The sequence below is a fragment of the Trueperaceae bacterium genome (assembly GCA_023954415.1).
In the GTDB taxonomy this organism is placed as follows: domain Bacteria; phylum Deinococcota; class Deinococci; order Deinococcales; family Trueperaceae; genus JAAYYF01.
This window is the reverse complement of record JAMLIB010000010.1, coordinates 111,195-128,673: the sequence shown is the minus strand read 5'-3', so window position 1 is coordinate 128,673 and position 17,479 is coordinate 111,195. Positions and strand designations below refer to the sequence as shown.

14 protein-coding genes are annotated in these 17,479 nt (G+C 70.5%); 9 read left to right on the top strand and 5 right to left on the bottom strand.

Translation table 11 applies throughout. The features are described 5' to 3' along the window. Positions 1 to 70 precede the first annotated feature (70 nt). Complete coding sequence (locus M9914_12460; GenBank protein MCO5174990.1) at positions 71 to 1,174, bottom strand: cytochrome-c peroxidase; 1,104 nt, start codon at positions 1,172 to 1,174, stop codon at positions 71 to 73. A 171-nt stretch (positions 1,175 to 1,345) separates the two neighbouring features. Here M9914_12460 and M9914_12455 point away from each other — a divergent pair, with 171 nt between their 5' ends. After that, positions 1,346 to 2,653: a hemolysin family protein gene (locus tag M9914_12455; protein ID MCO5174989.1), complete on the top strand. Its 1,308-nt coding sequence runs from the start codon at positions 1,346 to 1,348 to the stop codon at positions 2,651 to 2,653. A gap of 7 nt (positions 2,654 to 2,660) precedes the next feature. On the opposite strand, the gene M9914_12450 is transcribed toward M9914_12455, so the two are convergent. Then, on the bottom strand, positions 2,661 to 3,356 hold the full coding sequence (locus M9914_12450) for a DUF6483 family protein (protein ID MCO5174988.1): 696 nt from the start codon (positions 3,354 to 3,356) through the stop codon (positions 2,661 to 2,663). A gap of 270 nt (positions 3,357 to 3,626) precedes the next feature. Here M9914_12450 and M9914_12445 point away from each other — a divergent pair, with 270 nt between their 5' ends. Together M9914_12445 and M9914_12440 are read left to right on the top strand one after the other, a co-directional pair. Beyond that, positions 3,627 to 4,292, top strand: coding sequence for a YceH family protein (locus M9914_12445; GenBank protein ID MCO5174987.1), 666 nt, complete (start codon positions 3,627 to 3,629; stop codon positions 4,290 to 4,292). Beyond that, a complete protein-coding gene (locus M9914_12440) occupies positions 4,289 to 5,872 on the top strand; it encodes an FAD-dependent oxidoreductase (protein ID MCO5174986.1) in 1,584 nt (527 codons plus the stop codon). Before M9914_12445 ends, M9914_12440 begins: the two co-directional genes overlap by 4 nt. On the opposite strand, the gene M9914_12435 is transcribed toward M9914_12440, so the two are convergent. Next, a complete protein-coding gene (locus tag M9914_12435; protein ID MCO5174985.1) occupies positions 5,861 to 6,028 on the bottom strand; it encodes a hypothetical protein in 168 nt (55 codons plus the stop codon). The genes M9914_12440 and M9914_12435 overlap by 12 nt on opposite strands. A gap of 87 nt (positions 6,029 to 6,115) precedes the next feature. On the opposite strand from M9914_12435, the gene M9914_12430 reads away from it, so the two are divergent. The 3 genes from M9914_12430 (at position 6,116) to M9914_12420 (ending at position 10,636) form a co-directional block, all read left to right on the top strand. Beyond that, positions 6,116 to 7,354: an aminopeptidase gene (locus M9914_12430; GenBank protein MCO5174984.1), complete on the top strand. Its 1,239-nt coding sequence runs from the start codon at positions 6,116 to 6,118 to the stop codon at positions 7,352 to 7,354. Further along, positions 7,342 to 9,216, top strand: coding sequence for a DNA helicase RecQ (gene recQ / locus M9914_12425; GenBank protein MCO5174983.1), 1,875 nt, complete (start codon positions 7,342 to 7,344; stop codon positions 9,214 to 9,216). The genes M9914_12430 and recQ overlap by 13 nt, the downstream gene beginning before the upstream one ends. A gap of 154 nt (positions 9,217 to 9,370) precedes the next feature. Then, the gene (locus M9914_12420) at positions 9,371 to 10,636 is read left to right on the top strand and encodes a Fic family protein (GenBank protein MCO5174982.1); all 1,266 of its coding nucleotides are present in this window, start codon (positions 9,371 to 9,373) and stop codon (positions 10,634 to 10,636) included. Here the strand turns inward: M9914_12420 and metG are convergent. Next, entirely contained in the window at positions 10,593 to 12,746 is a 2,154-nt protein-coding gene (metG, locus tag M9914_12415) for a methionine--tRNA ligase (protein MCO5174981.1), read from the bottom strand. The two genes, M9914_12420 and metG, sit on opposite strands and share 44 nt — an antisense overlap. A 352-nt stretch (positions 12,747 to 13,098) precedes the next feature. Continuing rightward, on the bottom strand, positions 13,099 to 13,803 hold the full coding sequence (locus M9914_12410; protein ID MCO5174980.1) for a DsbA family oxidoreductase: 705 nt from the start codon (positions 13,801 to 13,803) through the stop codon (positions 13,099 to 13,101). Between the two features lie 141 nt (positions 13,804 to 13,944). Here M9914_12410 and M9914_12405 point away from each other — a divergent pair, with 141 nt between their 5' ends. The 3 genes from M9914_12405 to M9914_12395 are packed head-to-tail and all read left to right on the top strand — an operon-like array spanning position 13,945 to position 17,473. Then, positions 13,945 to 15,561, top strand: a complete 1,617-nt coding sequence (locus tag M9914_12405; protein ID MCO5174979.1) for a hypothetical protein — start codon at positions 13,945 to 13,947, stop codon at positions 15,559 to 15,561. A 44-nt stretch (positions 15,562 to 15,605) separates the two neighbouring features. Next, positions 15,606 to 17,054 carry a proline--tRNA ligase gene (gene proS, locus M9914_12400; protein MCO5174978.1) on the top strand — a complete coding sequence of 483 codons (1,449 nt, stop codon included), beginning with the start codon at positions 15,606 to 15,608 and terminating at the stop codon, positions 17,052 to 17,054. Next, positions 17,054 to 17,473 (top strand): hypothetical protein, encoded by a 420-nt coding sequence (locus M9914_12395; protein ID MCO5174977.1) that lies wholly within the window; start codon positions 17,054 to 17,056, stop codon positions 17,471 to 17,473. The genes proS and M9914_12395 overlap by 1 nt, the downstream gene beginning before the upstream one ends. Positions 17,474 to 17,479 lie beyond the last annotated feature (6 nt).

Sequence of the window (17,479 nt, the reverse complement as noted above, 5' to 3'; positions counted from 1 at the left end):
GTGGTTCACAGGGGGGCGGCGCCCCCAGCGGCCGCCCCCCCGCTCCTGATGACTGACGAGCGCTGGGCGCTCAGTGCTGCGGCTTGGCCGTCTCCGTCGTGCTGGCGGGCAGCACGGGCAGCTGCAGCGCGTACGCGGGGATCTCGCCCTCGAGCGTGGCGTAGAAGGCCATCAGCGCGTCGAGGTCCTCGTCCGTTAGTTCGCGGCCGAGCTGGACGCGGGCCATGATCTGCGTGGCGTCGCGCAGGTCCCACACGGAGCCGTCGTGGAAGTAGGGGTACGTGCGGGTGATGTTGCGCAGCGTCGGGACCTTGAAGATGTAGAGGTCCTGGGTCTCGTGGGTGACGGCGAAGCGCCCGACGTCCATGCCCATGGTAGGGGTGTCGATGGTGACGAACTCGCGCGTGGCCTCCCAGTACGACTCCACGACGCCGAAGCGTTGCAGCGAGTTGCCGCCGACGGTCGTGCCGCTGTGGCAGCCGGCGCAGCCGTAGCTGATGAACGTCTGCAGGCCCGTCTTCTCGAGGTCGGAGAGGGCGCTCTGGTCGCCGGCCAGGTAGGTGTCGAAGCGCGCGGGCGTGATGAGGGTGCGCTCGAAGGCGCCGATGGCGTTGGCGACGTTCGCGTACACGAGCGGCTCGGCCTGGTCGGGGAAGGCCATGGCGAAGAGCTCGGCGTACTGCGGGATGGAGGAGAGCCGCGCGATGGCGAACTCCTGGGACGGGATGCCCATCTCGATCGGGTTGAGGATGGGGCCGCCCGCCTGCTCCTCGACGTCCTTGGCGCGGCCGTCCCAGAACTGCGACGCCTGCAGTGCGGCGTTCATGACGGTCGGCGAGTTGCGCGGGCCCTGGGCCCAGCCGTGGCCGGTGGCCGTCTCGAGGTTGTCGACGCCGTACGTGGCGATGTTGTGGCAGCTGTTGCAGGAGAACACGCCGGAGAGGGAGAGGCGGGGCTCGTAGTAGAGCATCTTGCCGAGCTCGACCTTGGCCTCCGTGACGGGGTTCTCGGGGTTGGCGGCGACGTCTGGCAGAGGAGCGAAGAGCGCCTGCGCCGTCCGCAGGAGCTGGTCGCCTTGCGCGTCGCCCCCTTGAGCGGTGGCGTTGGCGGCCAGGGTGAGGCTCAGGATCGTTAGCAACGTGACGATTAGGGTGGGGCGTCTCCTCGCCGGCATGGCAGTCCTTTCTCGGCGGCCGACCGGCCGCGACACCATGAGGCTAGCCATCGGAATGGTTCCGACGAAAGTACAACTGTCCCGTTCCCGGACGGCCGCCCTCACGTCAGGGGCGGCGTATCCCGGTCGTCGCACGGCCCCGGCCACGTGAGTGCGTATAGTTGCCCAAGCGTGTTGAGCGTACTCATCCTCTTGCTGCTCACCCTGGCCAACGGGGTGCTCGCCATGGCCGAGATCGCCGTGGTCTCGGCCAACAAGCTCCGTCTCCAGCAGAAGGCGGAGGGCGGCGACGCGAACGCCAAGCGCGCCCTCGCCCTCGCCGAGAACCCCAACAACTTCCTCTCCACGGTGCAGGTCGGCGTGACCCTCGTGACCGTCTTCTCCGGCGCCTTCGGCGGCGCGGCGCTGTCCGGGCCCCTCGCCGACGTGCTGGGGCGCATCGCCTGGCTCCGGGACGTCGCGCAGCCGGTCGCGTTCGCCGTCGTCGTCGTACTGATCTCCTACTTCTCGATCGTGGTCGGTGAGCTCGTCCCCAAGCGCATCGGCCTGAACGACCCCGAGCGCATGGCCATGCGCCTCGCCGGCGTGATGGGCTTCCTCGCGGCGCTCACGCGCCCCCTCGTCTTCTTCCTCGGCGCCTCCACCGACTTCCTCCTGCGGCTCCTGCGCGTGAAGCAGAACGATGGCGAGGAGATCAGCGAGGAGGACATCGACATGATGATCGCCCAGGGACTGCGCGCCGGCGTCATCGAGCCGGCCGAGCAGGAGATCATCGAGAACGCGTTCTGGCTCGGGGAGCGGAAGGTCAACGCCATCATGACGCCGCGTCCGGAGGTCGCCTGGCTGGACGTCGAGGCGAGCCCGAGCGACGTCCTCGAGCAGGTGCGCGATGAGCCGCACGGGCGCTACCTCGTGTGCGAGGGCGACCTCGACCAGGTCGTCGGGTTCGTGGCCGTCCGCGACCTCTTCGCGGGCGAGTTGAGCGGCGCCGACCTGGACCTGAGGAGCGTCATGCGCAAGCCCCTCATGGTCCCCGAGACCCTCCCGATCCTCGCGCTCCTCAACAACTTCAGGGAGTCCAGGACGCACTTCGCGGTCGTGCTGGACGAGTACGGCGGTGTCGAGGGCATCGTCACGCTCTCCGACATCCTCGAGGAGCTCGTCGGCGACATCCTTCCGCCCGGCAGCGAGGACGCGCCGGAGGTAGTCGAGCTCGGCGATGGTGCGTGGCGCATCCAGGGCTCGATCCACGTCGACGACCTGGTGGACGAGCTTGGCCTACAGGACGAGGTCGTGCCGGAGGGCGCCGGCTACCAGACGCTCGGTGGTCTGCTCGCCGACCGCCTAGGACGCGTGCCGCAGGTCGGCGACGAGACCGTCTGGAACGGCTTCCGCTTCGTGGTGGAGGAGATGGACGGTCTGCGGGTCGACTGGGTGGTCGTCACCCGCGTCGTCGAGGAGGATGCGAGCGGCGAGTGAACTCGCTTCAGCCCCCGACGCGCTCCGCGAAGTCCGCACGCCCCTCCGCGATCTCGTCGCGCTCGAAGCCGCCCTCGGTAAGCTCCTTGTCCTTCAACTCCTCGAGAGCGGTGTAGAAGGCGTCAGCGGTGGCGGCCACCTCCAGACGCTGCTCGAACCCCGTGCTGTTGTCGAGCCAGTCGAAGAGCGCGTCCTCCGCGCGCGAGTAGCGCCGGCCGGCGAACTCGTAGCGGAAACGCCGCTCGTAGGTGCTGAGCGGCCACGCGTCCTCATGCACGGCGGCGAGGAGAGCCTGCACGCGCTCGTCGAGGTCGGCTTCCCCGAGCCGCTCGGCACCTGCCTCCAGGAACATGGCCAGCGCGGAGTTGCGCAAGGCGAGGACCTCCGGGTCCTCCGCGTCGGCGCCGCCCGCGATGGCCACCTCCGCCTCCGTGCTCAGCAGGGCGCCGAAGACGTACGCCCGCTCGCCGTCGACGTGCCCCGCGGTGCCTATCACGCCGATCAGGTCCTCGAGGCCCAGCCGCCTCACCAGGCTTCGGCTCGTGCCGAGGTTGGCCAGGTACAGGTCGTCGAGTTGGCTCTCGGCCGCGGCGACGTCGAACCGTGCCATCTCGACCGTGCTGGAGCGCGCCTGGAGGATCTTGGCCATGAGCGCGGCCAATTGCTGCATGGTGCGCTCGATCAGTTCGTCTCTTATGGGCACCCGCCTACGGTATTACATCGGCGGCGGGTGCCCCGTCGGCGGCCCCCGCGCGCCGACCTCCTGCCCAGCACCCTCGTGTTCGAACGAAGGTTGTTGCTTAACCTCAGCTAAGCGCGCTCGTAAGCCAAGGTTGATCGCTAACCTTGGTTCACTCCCCATGAGACAGAAAACGACGCCGTGCGCCCGGGTCTCGCGCAGGGACCGCGGATCGTGGGCGTTCATCGCGAAGACTGGCGTGCGCCGGGGCCTCCGCGTAATATCCTGCGCAACATGGCTCTGACAGACATCGAGCTGCGCGTGCTCGGCGCCCTGGTAGAGAAGGAGCGCACCACGCCGGAAGCGTACCCGCTGAGCAGCCAAGCCCTCCATACGGCCTGTAACCAGAAGACGAGCAGGGAGCCTGTCACCGACTATCACCTCCAGGACGTGCTCGCCGCCGTGCAGCGCCTGCACGACAAGGGCCTCGCCGCCACCGTGCAGGAGGTCAGCGACCGCGTGCCCAAGCACCGCCACAAGCTCGCGCAGGCGTGGTCGGTCGACGCCAGGGAGCTGGCTGTCCTGAGCGTCCTCATGCTCCGCGGTCCCCAGACGCCCGGAGAGCTGCGCACGCGCACGGAGCGCTACACGACGTTCCCGGACATCGGGAGCCTCGAGCGGGTCCTGGTCGGCCTGGCCGAACGGCGCACGCCGCTCGTGGAGAACCTCGGCCGCGGCCCAGGCCAGAGCCAGGACCGCTGGGCCCACAAGCTCGGCCTCGACGAGGAGCGCATGCAGCCGCGCGTGCGCTCGCGCCAGTCGGAGGAAGCGCAAGGTGGGCACGTCCACGGCGCGCACGACGGGCACCCGGCGAACGGCTCCGCCCTCGCGGTGCTGCTGAGGCGCGTGGAGGACCTCGAGCGGCGCGTGGCGGAGCTGGAGGCGAGCGCAGGGGGGTGAGCGCCGCCAGCGCGGGCGTAGGGCAAGCGGCTGAGGCGCGGCACGCGCGCCTTGGGCGGCTCGCGTCCGAGCGGTTCGACTTGCTCGTCATCGGGGGAGGGGCCACGGGTGCCGGAGCGGCTCTGGACGCGGCCAGCCGGGGCTTGAAGGTGGGGTTGGTCGAGCGCTTCGACTTCGCCCAAGGCACGAGCAGCCGGAGCACGAAGCTCGTTCATGGTGGGGTGCGCTACCTCGAGCAGGCGGTGAAGCACGCCGACCGCAGCCAGTTCCGCCTGGTACGTGAGGCCCTGCACGAGCGCGCACGGCTGTTGAGGAACGCGCCGCACCTGGCGCGCCCGCTGCCCCTACTCACGCCCGTATACGGCGCGCTCGAGCTCCCTTACTACTTCACGGGCCTGAAGCTCTACGACATGCTGGCCGGCAGGGCGAACTTGCGTCCCAGCCACCTCGTCGGCCGGGCGGAGGCCCTGGCGCGCTTCCCGATGCTCAAGCACGAGGGCTTGAAGGGTGCCGTCGAGTACTACGACGGTCAGTTCGACGACGCTCGGATGAACGTGACGCTCGTCAGGACGGCCGAGGCGCACGGCGCCGCCGTCTGCAACCATGTCGAGGCGCTGGCGCTCGTGAAGCGCGACGGCCGCGTGACCGGCGTGGTGGTGGCGGACCGCGTTGCAGCCACCGCCCCGCCTTTCGAGATCGCCGCGCGCGTCGTCGTCAACGCCACGGGCCCCTTCGCCGACGCCGTGCGCACGCTGGACGACCCCGACGCCGAGCCGATGCTGAAGGCCAGCTCCGGCGTCCATGTCGTGCTGCCCGCGCGGTTCAGTCCCTCCGACACGGGGCTGCTCATCCCTCACACGGAGGACGGTCGCGTGCTCTTCCTCCTGCCGTGGCAAGGGCGCACGCTCGTCGGCACCACGGACAGCCCGGCCGCCGTCGAGCCCGAGCCGCTGCCGGAACAGAGCGCCATCGAGTACATCCTCAGGCACGTGCGCCGCTACTTCGACCTACCCGTGGCGCGCTCCGACGTCCTCGCGGCCTGGAGCGGCCTGCGCCCGCTCGTCGAGCTCGGCCACGAGGGCGCGTCGACGGCGCGGCTCTCGCGCGATCACGCGATCGTCACTAGCGCCTCTGGCTTGGTGACGATCGCCGGAGGCAAGTGGACCACGTACAGGCGTATGGCGGAGGACGTCGTCGACGAGGCGGTCGGAGTAGGCCGGCTCGAGCCGCGCACAGGCTCCCGGACGAAGGACCTCCCCCTCATGGGTGCGGAGGGGTTCGACCAGAACGGCTACACGGCGTTGATGCGTGATCGCGGCCTGCCGGAGGACGTCGCCAGGCACCTCAACTCCGCCTATGGCGCCTTGGCCCCGCTGGTGCTGGACGCCGGCGCGGGCACGGAGCGGCTGGCGGACGGGTACCCGTACATAGAAGCCGAGGTCGCCTACGCGCGCGATCACGAGTACGCCTGCTACCCGGACGACGTGCTCGCCAGACGGCTGCGGCTGGCTTTCCTCGACGAGGGCGCGGCGGCCGCGGTGCGCGCGCGGGTGGCCGACCTCATGCGCTCATCGGCGTGAGGCCCCGCCGGTGGTGAGCCCATCGTCGACGAGCACCGCGCGCTTGCCCGCGAGGTCCAGTGGCGGCCTCCCGGCGCGGTAAATGGCCTCCCGGCGCAGCAACTCGCGCCGCTCGCGCTCCGCGACCTTCTCGATGGCCAGGGAGCGCAAGGGCAAGTTGCCTAGGCGGTCATGGCGACCGGCCGGGTGATCCTCGTCGGCGGTCCGGTTCCCGGCCGCCGGACCGCTGCTACGATGCTTGGCATGACTACACCGTCTTTCGCGGACCGCCTGGAGGCGTACGCAGAGCTACTCGTCAGGGTCGGGGTCAACGTGCAGCCGGGCCAGAAGCTGCTCGTGCGCGCGCCCGTCTCCGCCGCGCCGTTGGTGCGCCTGGTGAGCGACATCGCCTACCGGATCGGCAGCCCGTACGTAGAGATCCTGTGGAGCGACGACGCCGTCACGCGTTCCCGCTTCCTCCACGGCCCGGCCGGGAGCTTCGGGATCATCCCGCAGTACCGCGCCGACGCCATGAACAGCCTTGCCGCCGAGGGCGCCGCCTCGCTCGCCATCCTGGCGGACGACCCCGACGCGCTCGCCGGCACCGAGCCGGAGCGGTTCGCGGCCTACCAGAAGGCGTGGCGTCCGGTCATACGTCCGTACACCGACCTGGCCATGAGCGACCGCATCCCCTGGTGCGTTGCCGCGGCCGCCGCGCCGGAGTGGGCCCGCAAGGTGTTCCCCAACGTGGCGGAGGACGAGGCCGTCGGCGCCCTCTGGGACGCCATCTTCACGGCCACGCGCGTGCTGGAGGCCGAGCCCGTCGCCGCGTGGCGGGAGCACGACAAGGACCTCACCCGCCGCAAGCAGACCCTCAACGAGCGCCGGTACGCGGCTCTGCGCTTCCGAGCGCCCGGAACGGACCTGCGCGTCGGGTTGGCCGAAGGCCACCTGTGGGACGGCGGCGGTTCCACCCTACCCAACGGCGTCGGCTTCGTGGCGAACATGCCGACAGAGGAGGTCTTCACCGCACCGCACCGCGAGCGCGTCGACGGCGTCGTGCGCGCCAGTATGCCGCTCGCGTACAACGGCATCCTCATCGACGACTTCTCGCTGGAGTTCAAGGACGGCGTGGTGGTCAGGGCCACGGCCGGCGCAGGGCAGGGGGCGCTGGACGACATCCTGGACACCGACGCCGGCGCGCGCCGCCTGGGCGAGGTCGCGCTCGTGCCCGCCTCCAGCCCGATCGCCAAGACCGGCCTGCTCTTCCTCGAGACGCTCTTCGACGAGAACGCCGCCTGCCACATCGCCCTCGGCCGTGGCTACGTGAACTGCCTGCAAGGCGCCCAGACCATGACCGAGGAAGAGCGCCTCGCGCACGGCCTGAACGACTCGCTCGCCCACGTCGACTTCATGATCGGCTCAGACCGGATGGACATCGACGGCGAGCTACCCGACGGTTCGAGCGAGCCGGTCATGCGCAAGGGCGAGTGGGTGGGCTGACCGAGCCTCCGACGCTTGGCGACGCCAGGCGCCTCCTGGCGGAGGTCTTCGGCTACCCGGACTTCCGAGGCGCCCAGGGGCAGGTCGTCGAGCACCTGCTTGGCGGCGGCGACGCCCTCGTCCTCATGCCGACGGGCGGCGGCAAGTCGCTCTGCTACCAGCTCCCGGCGCTCTTGCGTCCCGGCGTAGGTGTGGTCGTCTCGCCGCTGATCGCGCTCATGCACGACCAGGTGAGCGCGTTGCGTCAGGTGGGCGTCAGCGCCGCGTACCTCAACTCGAGCCTCGAGCCCGCGGAGGCGCGGGCCGTGGAGCGCGACGTGGCCGAGGGGCGCATCGACCTCGTGTACGTGGCGCCCGAGCGCCTGCTCACACCCGGCTTCCTCTCGCTCCTCGACCGACTGCCCCTCTCGCTCTTCGCGATCGACGAGGCGCACTGCGTCTCGGCCTGGGGCCACGACTTCCGGCCGGAGTACATCGGCCTGGGCGTGCTGGCCGAGCGCTACCCTTTAGTCCCGCGCGTGGCCCTCACAGCCACGGCCGATGCAGCCACCCGGCGCGAGATAGTCGAGAAGCTCCACCTGGAGGGTGCGCGGCGCTTCGTCTCCAGCTTCGACCGACCGAACATCGACTACCAGGTCGTGGAGAAGGTGGACGCCAGGCGCCAGTTCCTCGCCTTCTACCGCGAGAAGCACGTCGGGCACGCGGGCATCGTCTACTGCCTTTCGCGTAGGAGCGTAGATGCCACGGCAGCCTGGCTCGTCGCGCAAGGCGTTAACGCCCTCCCGTATCACGCCGGCCTGAGCGCAGAGACGCGCCGTGAGCACCAGGAACGCTTCCTGCGCGAGGACGGCGTCGTGGTGGTGGCTACCATCGCCTTCGGCATGGGCATCGACAAGCCGGACGTGCGCTTCGTCGCCCACCTCGACCTGCCGAAGAGCCTCGAGGGCTACTACCAGGAGACGGGCCGCGCGGGCCGCGACGGCGAGAGCGCGGACGCCTTCATGACCTACGGACTGCAGGACGTCGTGCAGGTGAGCAGGATGCTCGCGGAGGGCAACGGCAGCGAGGCGTTCAAGCGCGTCGAACGCCAGCGCCTCGAGGCGCTGCTGGCCTACTGCGAGACGCCCGGGTGCCGCCGTCAGACCCTGCTCAGCTACTTCGGCGAGCGGCTCGAGGAGCCGTGCGGGCACTGCGACACGTGCCGCGAGCCCGTCGCGACCTTCGACGGCACCGTCGCCGCCCAGAAGCTCCTCTCCACGGTCGTGCGCACGGGGCAGCGCTTCGGTGCCGGGCAGGTCATCGACGTGCTGCTCGGACACGCCACGGAGCGCGTGCTGAGCTTGGGGCACGACCGTCTCAGCACGTTCGGCATCGGCACGGAGCTAGACGAGCGCGGTTGGCGCTCCGTCGTGCGCCAACTCCTGGCCAACGGGCAGCTGCTGCCGGACCCGGACGGCTTCGGTGGTCTCGTCCTCGGCCCTGGCGCGGCGGCCGTTCTGCGTGGTGAGCGGACGGTCGAGCTGAGGAGCGACCGCGAGCGTGCACGGCCGACGGCGCGGCGCTTACGAGGCCTAGCGGCCTCTGGCGAGGCCGGCGGCCCTGACGGCTTCGGCGGCTCGGACGCCGCTTTCGCCGGTCCCGCCGAGGAGGCCCTCTTCCAGGCGCTGCGGGCCTTGCGCCTTGAGATCGCCAAGGAGCAGGGCGTGCCGCCTTACGTCGTCTTCCACGACAAGACGCTGCGCGAGATGGTGGCGACGGCACCCCGCAGCCTGTCCGAGCTCGCGACCGTGCCGGGTATCGGCGCCGCCAAGCTGACGCGTTACGGCGAGAGGTTCCTCGAGGTGCTCCTGGCCGAGCGGTGAACCGGGCTCGCCCGGACCCCTGCCTAGACCTAGTTGGCTCGGTACCTGGCCCCGCCCCTGCCGAGAGGAGAGGGCGGACTACCCTTCTGAGCGTCTAGGAGGTGAACCAAAGTTAGCCGCTAACCTTCGCTACGAAGGTCGGTCAACTGAAGTTATGCGACAACCTAAGTTGAGGCCCAAGGGTGTTGGAAAGACCCCTGGCATCCTCTGGCCTCCGGTCACGTACGACCTGGGCGACCCGCAGGCCGCCATTCCCGCGCGCATAGCCGAGGTCGACCTTGGCAGGCTTGGCGCCACCGCCGCGCGGCTCGAGCGCGCCGCCAACGAGATCGTGCGGTTCGACACGGAGGCGGCGCTCACGGGCGCGCCGGCCGCGGGCCTGCTGACGTGGGTCGAAGGGGTTTCGAGCGCGCGGATCGCGCGCCTCTACGATTCGCCCGAGCGGGTGTGCCTGGCCGAGACCGGCCGCGGGCGCTGGAGGCTGGCGGCTAGGGTCGCGGCCTCCGTGCGCGCCACCGGACTGGCCCTGGCTGCGGCGACCGCAGAGCTCCCGGCAGCGCAGGTGGCGGAACGGCTGCACGAGTGCGTCTCCGGCGTGGGCGTGCTCGGGTCGAGGTGGCGGAGTGGGCTGGTGCTGGAACCGCCGCCGCCGCGGGCGCACACCCTGCACCTCGCGGGCGTTAGCCACGTGAAAGCGCGTTTGGCCGAGTTCGTGCCGCCGCGCCCGGAGCGCGTCGAGGCGGCCATGCGCGACCTGGCCTCGTTCATGGCGCGGGACGACCTCCAGACGCTGGCCCAGGCGGCAGTCGGTCATGCGCAGCTACTTACGATCCGGCCGTTCACCGTTGGCACCGGGCGCACGGCGAGGGCTCTGGTGCAAACCGCGCTGCGTGCCAAGGGCTTGACCTGCGGTGCGGCCGTGCCGTTCTCGGCGGTGTTGCGGCGGCGGCGGCGCGAGTTCCAGCTAGCACTTCGAGCCTACAGGCGAGGCGATGCCAGGCCGCTGCTGGAACTCTATGCCGCAAGCGCGGCGCTGGCCGTTGCCTTGGGCAGGCGGGTGCGCGGGGAGGTGGAGGACCTCGTCGAGGACTGGGACCGGCGGCTCGGCGGGACGAGGCTGGGTAGCGCGGCACGGGGCCTGCTGCCGTACATGGTCGAGGTGCCGGTCTTCGGCGCCTTGCAGGCCGCCACGGCGCTCGGGGTCTCGAAGGAGGCCGTGTACGCGGCCTGCGCTCAGCTGGCTGGGCTGGGTATCGTCCGGACTGTCGACCCGAGCGCGCGGCGGGACAAGCTCTGGTGCGCGCCGGAGGCTCTTGCCTTGCGCGTCCGCGCCGTGAGTCAGGTCGAGGGCGATCACGGGGGTTTTCGGAGTCGACCTACCGCACCTCGCTGCCGTCCGGCAGGTCGCGTTCCAACGTGATGAGCCCCAGCGTGCCGTCGGGTCCCTCGCCGGAGAGGATCATCCCCTGGCTCACGATGCCCCGGAGCTTCACCGGCTTCAGGTTGGCCACGGCGACGAGCTTCTTGCCCACCAGGTCGGCCGGGTCGTAGTGCGCCTTTATGCCGCTCACGATGGTGCGGGTCTCCGGTCCCATGCTGACCGTCAGGACGAGGAGCTTGTCGGCGTTAGGGTGCTGCTCGGCCTTCTCGACCGTCACCACGCGGAGTTCCAGCTTGGCGAAGTCCGTGTACTCGACCTCCGCCTTGTGCTCGAGCGCCGCGACTGCGACCGCTGCCGTGGCCGAACCAGCCGTGGCCGAACCAGCCGTGGCCGAACCAGCCGTGACCGAACCAGCCAAAGCGACCGGCGCATACGAACCGGACGCGCCGGGACCCGCCGCAGCGCCGGAGGCTGGGGCGCCAGGGGCCGCCGCCGCAGCTGCCTCCGGCGCGGCGATGGAGCGCGCGAGCTCCTCGAGGTCGATGCGTGGGAAGAGCGGGTCGCCCGGCTGCGTGAGCGTGCCCGGGGCTATGAGGCCCCACTCGCCGGCCGAGCCGAGGTCGTACGGGGCGTTGCCGATGCCCAGTTGCTTGCGCAGCTCGTGCGCCTTCTCGGGGATGATCGGCTCCAGCAGGATGCTTGCGCAGCGCAGGGCCTCCACGAGGGTGTTGAGCACGGTGTCCAGCCGCGCGGCCGTGTCCTCGCTACGTGCCAGCTCCCACGGCTTCGTGTCGGCGATGTACTTGTTTGCCTTGCGCACGGCCTCCATGACGCTCTCGATGGCCCGGTCGAACTGCAGGGCCTCGAACTGCTGAGCGAAGAGGGCGGGGAGGGTGAGGAACGCGTCGATGAGCTCCTGGTCGATGGGCTCCGGCCGCCCCGCCCTAGGCACCCGCCCCGCGCGGTAACGGCCCAGCATGCCTAGAGTGCGGTTGAGGAGGTTGCCAAGGTCGTTCGCGAGGTCGGCGTTGATGCGCTCGGCGATGGCCGGCTCCGTGAAGCTCGAGTCGAGCCCGAACGCCATGTCGCGGAGCAGGAAGTAGCGGAAGGCGTCGTTGCCGTACTTCTCCAGGAGGTCGAGGGGCTTGACGGCGTTGCCGAGCGACTTGCTGATCTTGCGGTCGTCGATGAGCCAGTAGCCGTGCACGTTCAGGTGCTTGAAGACCGGGATGCCGGCCGCCTTCAGCATGATGGGCCAGAAGAGCCCGTGCGGCTTGACGATGTCCTTCGCGATGAAGTGCTCCACGTGCGGCCAGAAGCGCGCGGTCGTGCCGCGGCTCTCCAGGGCCGAGTAGTAGTTGATGAGCGCGTCGAACCACACGTAGGTGACGTGCTCCTCGTCCCACGGCAGCGGGATGCCCCACGGCACGCGGCTGCGGGGGCGGCTGATGGAGAGGTCGCCGACGGGCTCGCGCAGCATGGCGAGGACCTCGTTGCGGTAGCGCTCGGGTCGGATCAGGTCGGGCTGGTCGGTGAGGAGGTCGCGGAGCCACAGGCGGTACTTCTCCATGCGGAAGAAGTAGTTCGCCTCCGTGCGGTACTCGGGCTCGATCTCGTGCTGCGGGCACTTGCCGTCGACGAGCTCCTTGTCCGTGTAGTAGCGCTCGCACTTGACGCAGTACAGGCCGGCGTACTCGCCGAAGACGATGTCGCCGTTGTCGTACACGCGCTGCAGGACCTCTTGCACGACCTTCTTGTGGCGCGGTTCGGTGGTCCTGATGAAGTCGTCGTAACGGATCCCTAGTCGGTCCCACGTGGCGCGGAACTCTCCGCTCACCTGGTCCGTGTAGGCCTGCGGCGACTCGCCGGCGGCCTCCGCGGCCTTCTGGATCTTCTCGCCGTGCTCGTCCGTGCCGGTCAGGAAGAACGTGTCGTCGCCCTTGAGGCGGTGGTAGCGCGTCACGACGTCGACGAGGATGGTGGTGTACGCGTGGCCGATGTGCGGCGCCGCGTTCACGTAGAAGATGGGCGTCGTGGCGTAGTACGTGCCGCGACCGCGCGGCGCCTGGACCTCAGCCGGGGCCGGTTCCGGTGCCTGCGAGGGGCTCTCCACGCTCTGCGCGCTTAGGTCGACAACGGTGTCCTGCATCTCGCGTGTCCTCCGTGCCGCGCTCGCCTGGGCGGCTGGCTTGGCCGCTGCCTCGAAGCCCGGGCCGGCGGTGAGGGGCGCCGGTGAGCGTCGAGCAGGAACAAGAAGGGCGCCGGATGCGGTCCACGGCGCCCTGGGCATACCGACCTGCTTGGGTCAGTCGCTTACAGGGCGGGTGTTCAGCATTCGCGACGCCATGCTGCCGGGGAGTATAGCACCGGCTCGGACGGTCGGGACAGACCGGTTCGGGCGGGCAGGCCAGAAGATGGCGCTGGCGGGCCGGCAGAAGACGGGCCGGAGGGCCGGAAGGTGGGGCCGGCGGGGCGCCAGACCCGGCCGTTCGACGCGCGCGTCAGGCTCGCGGCAGCTCGCAGCCGTCCTCGTCGCACACGGGCCCCTCCGCGCCGTGCATGGTGAGCGGCTTGACCTGGGGCCCGAGCTGCCGCAGCGCCGAGAGGAAGAACTCGGTCGGCTGGGCGCCGGACACGCCGTGCGCCTCGTCGAACACGAAGAACGGCACGCCGTCGACGCCGAGCGTGCGGGCGCGGCGCTCGTCGGCCCGCACGGCGTCGGAGAACGCGTCGCTCGCGAGGACCTCGCGCACGCCGCTCTCCTCGAGGCCGGCCTCGACGGCCAACCGAGCGAGCGCCGCGTGATCCGAGAGGTCCTCGCCCTCGCTCTGGTAGGCGCGCATGAGGCGCCGCATGACGGCCTCGCCCCGGCCGACGCTCGTGCCGTAGTGCACGAGCCGGTGGGCGTCGAACGTGTTGGCGGCGACCCCCTTGTCGAGGTGGAACTCGAGCCCCTCGGAAGCGGCTACCTCGCTGACGCGTTCCATCATCTCGAGCACCTGGGCGCGCGAGCGGCCGTACTTCGCCATCAGGTGCTCCGCCGTGCCGCCTGCCGCCTTACGCGGCGCGTCCGGCTGCAGCTCGAACGAGCGCCAGACGACCTCGACCTCGCCGGCATGCTCGTAGGCGGCGAGCGCCTTCTCGAAGCGCGTCTTGCCGATGTAGCACCAGGGGCAGGCGATGTCGGACCAGATCTCTACCTTCATGGTTGAGAAGGGTAACCGGGGCGAGCGGCGAGGGTGGCTCGCGGCGCTACCGGGTCGACGAGGCTGCACGCGGCGGGCCGCGCGGACACGCCCGACGGCGCCGCTCACGGCGCTACCAGGACCGCATGCCAGAATGCCGACGTGGACGAGCGTGTCACTGCCGCCAACGGAGCCATCGCCGACTTCAGGAACGCCAGGCGGCGGGCCGATCTGGCCGGCGTCATGGCGCTCCTCTCGGGGCAGAGCGACCGGCTCCTCAGGTACGACGAGGTGCGCAAGCGGCTCAAGGGCGTGGAGGCGAGCATGAGCACGCTCCAGGACATCCCCCTGGACGCCATCGTCGGCAGCGTCGGCCGTTACCACGACTTCAACCGCTCGTTCCTGCCCCTGACGGACTCCGACCGCTCACGCTGGGTGGGCGTCAAGCTCGCCATGCTCGGCATGGAGGGCGTGCCGCCCATAGACGTCTACCGCATCGGCGAGGCCTACTTCGTCAAGGACGGCAACCACCGGGTCTCGGTGGCGCGGCAGCTCGGCGCGAGCCATATCAACGCGTGGGTGACCCCCGTCGTGTCGCGCGTGCCGTTCACGCCCGACATGGACATGGACGACCTCATCCGCGCAAGCGAGCTCGCCGACTTCCTCGACGCGACGCACTTGGACGAGCTGCGACCGGACGCGGACCTGACGGTGACCGTGCCCGGCCAGTACCCGAAGCTCCTCGAGCACATCCGGGTGCACCGGTACTACATGGGCATCGACGAGGACCGGCCGGTGCCGTGGTTGGAGGCCGTGGAGCACTTCTACGACACCGTGTACCTGCCCGTGGTGGAGGAGATCCGCGAGCACGGCCTCCTGCACGACTTCGCGGGGCGCACCGAGACCGACCTCTACCTCTACCTCTCGGAGCACCGCGGCGAGCTCATGGAGCGCTTCGGGTGGGACCTCGAAGGCCCACAGCTCGCCGAGGGCCTCGCGCGCACGCGGCCCGGCACGGTGGACGAGCGCACGGGCGAGCTGACAGGGGAGAGGGGGCTGGTGCAGGGCCTGCTGCTCGTCCTGACGGGTGGCCAGGGCGACGCCGACGCGCTGCGGTCCGCCCTGCGCTTCGCCGCGCTCGAGGGCGCGCGCGTGTACGGCCTCGCGACCGGGGCGGCCGCGAGCGTCGAGAGCGAGTTCCTCGCAGCCTGCTCTGCCGCAGGGGTGAGCGGCCAGCTGGCGGTGGCGCGCGGCGACCTCGCGCACGAGGTCCGTGAGCGGGCGAGGTACGTCGACCTCGTCGTGCTGGCAGCCGCCTCGGCCCTCGAACCTAACCTGCGCCCCCTGCTGCGGCGCACGCCGCGGCCGCTCCTGCTCGCGGGCGCGAACGGCGCGCCGCCGCTGCGGCCCGGCGGCCGGCCGCTCCTCGCGTTCGATGGGGGTGAGAAGGCCGAGGAGGCCCTGTTCGCCCTCGCCTACCTCGCGCTCAGTTACGACCTCGAGCCGGTGGTCCTGCACGTGGGCGGCGGCAGGCAGAGCGAGGAGGTACTCGCGCGGGCGACCGGGTACTTGGGGCGCCTGGGCGTCGCCGCCACGAGCCTCAGCCGCCGGGGCCCGGTCGCCGAGACCGTCCTCGCCGTCGCCCAGGAGTACGAGTCGAGGATCGTGCTCATCGGGAGCCACACGCATGCGCGGTGGCTCGAGGAGCTGATGGGCGGCGTGCTGGAGCAGGTCATCGAGCGTGCCAAGGCGGCCGGTCTCACCGTGCTGGTGACCTGAGCCGTGCCGCGGCGGCGGCACGCCCCCTGGTAAGCTGTGCCGTCATGGCGAAACCCCAAGGTCTCCCTCCACAAGCCGACGACTTCAGCGGCTGGTACAACGACGTCGTCTACCGCGCGGACCTCGTCGACTTGGGTCCGGTGCGCGGCGCCTTCGTCATCAAGCCCTACGGCTACGCGCTGTGGGAGAACATCCAGCGCGAGCTCGACGCCATGTTCAAGGCCACGGGCCACGAGAACCTCTACTTCCCCATGCTCATCCCGATGAGCTTCTTCCAGCGCGAGGCCGACCACGTCGAGGGGTTCGCGCCCGAGCTCGCCGTCGTCACGCACGCGGGCGGCAAGGAGTTGGAGGAGCCCCTAGCCATCCGCCCCACGTCCGAGACGATCATCGGCGAGCTCTACAGCAAGTGGGTCCAGAGCTACCGCGACCTGCCGCTCCTCTACAACCAGTGGTGCAACGTCATGCGCTGGGAGCTGCGCACGCGGCCGTTCCTGCGCACCACGGAGTTCCTCTGGCAGGAGGGGCACACGGCGCACGCGAACGCCCAGGAGGCGCTCGATGAGACGCGCCGCATGCTCGAGGTGTACGCGGCGTTCGCGGAGGAGTTCGGCGCGCTGCCCGTCATCAAGGGGGAGAAGACCGACGGCGAGCGCTTCGCCGGCGCGCTCCAGACCTTGACGATCGAGGCCATGATGCGCGACGGCAAGGCGCTGCAGTCCGGCACCAGCCACTACATGGGCGAGAACTTCGCGCGGGCCTTCAACATCTCGTTCAACGACGTCGACAACCAGCAGGCGTACGCCCACACGACGTCGTGGGGTTTCAGCACGCGCTTCATCGGCGCGCTCATCATGGGCCACGGCGACGACAAGGGCCTGATCATGCCGCCCAAGCTCGCCCCCGTCCAGGTCGTCGTCCTCCCCATCTACCGCGCCAACGACGAGGAGGCCAAGGGTCGCGTCATGGCCGCCGTGGCCACAATGCGCGCCGAACTCGTCGCCAACGGCGTGCGCGTCAAGGTCGACGACCGCGAGGGCCTGTCGCCCGGCCGCAAGTTCGTCGAATGGGAGCTCAAGGGGGTGCCCCTGCGCGTCGAGATCGGTCCGAAGGACCTGGAGCAGGGCGTTGGCACCCTCGCCGACCGGCTGTCGGGCGAGAAGCGCGCCGTGCCCCTCGGCGAGCTGGCCGCGCGCGTCCCCGCCGAGCTCGAGGCGTTCCACGCCGCCCTGTTCGAGCGGGCGACCGCCTTCAGGGCGCAACGCATCTACCACGCCGAGACCTACGACGAGCTCAAGGAGCTGGTCGAGCTCGGCTTCGTCTACGCCACGCACTGCGGCGACCCCGAGAGCGAGAAGGTCATCCAGGAGGAGACGAAGGCGACCGTCCGCTGCATACCGCTCGAAGGTCCGAGCGCCGAAGGCACCGTCTGCGTGCACACCGGCCGCCCGAGCGGCTACGCGCGCAAGGTCATCTTCGCCAAGGCGTACTGATGCCGGAGGGCGCGCCAGACGGCGCGCGCGCCGCGCCCCGGAAGGCCGTGGACGACGACCTCTACGGGCGCATCGTCAAGGCGCAGGCCGTCATCTTGCAACGGGCGTTGCGTAGCGGCGTGAAGGTGAGCTTCGGCGAGGGGCGGCGCGCCACGGACGTGGCCATGGTCCTCCTGAAGGGCGACCGCGACGCCGTCCTGGCGCTGCCCGGCCAGCTCGAGGACGAGCTGGAGTTCGACCTGCACGTGCTGCGCAGCACGTTCTCGCGCGAGAGCTTCGAGCTCCTGCTCGTGTTCATGGAACCGATCGACGACCAGGCCCTGCGCAGCCCCGAGCGCCGCGGGCACCTGCGGCGCCGCCTCCAGCAGGTCGACGCCGACGAGGAAGGGTCGAGGCTCCTCGAGCAGGACCCCGAGTGAGCGCGC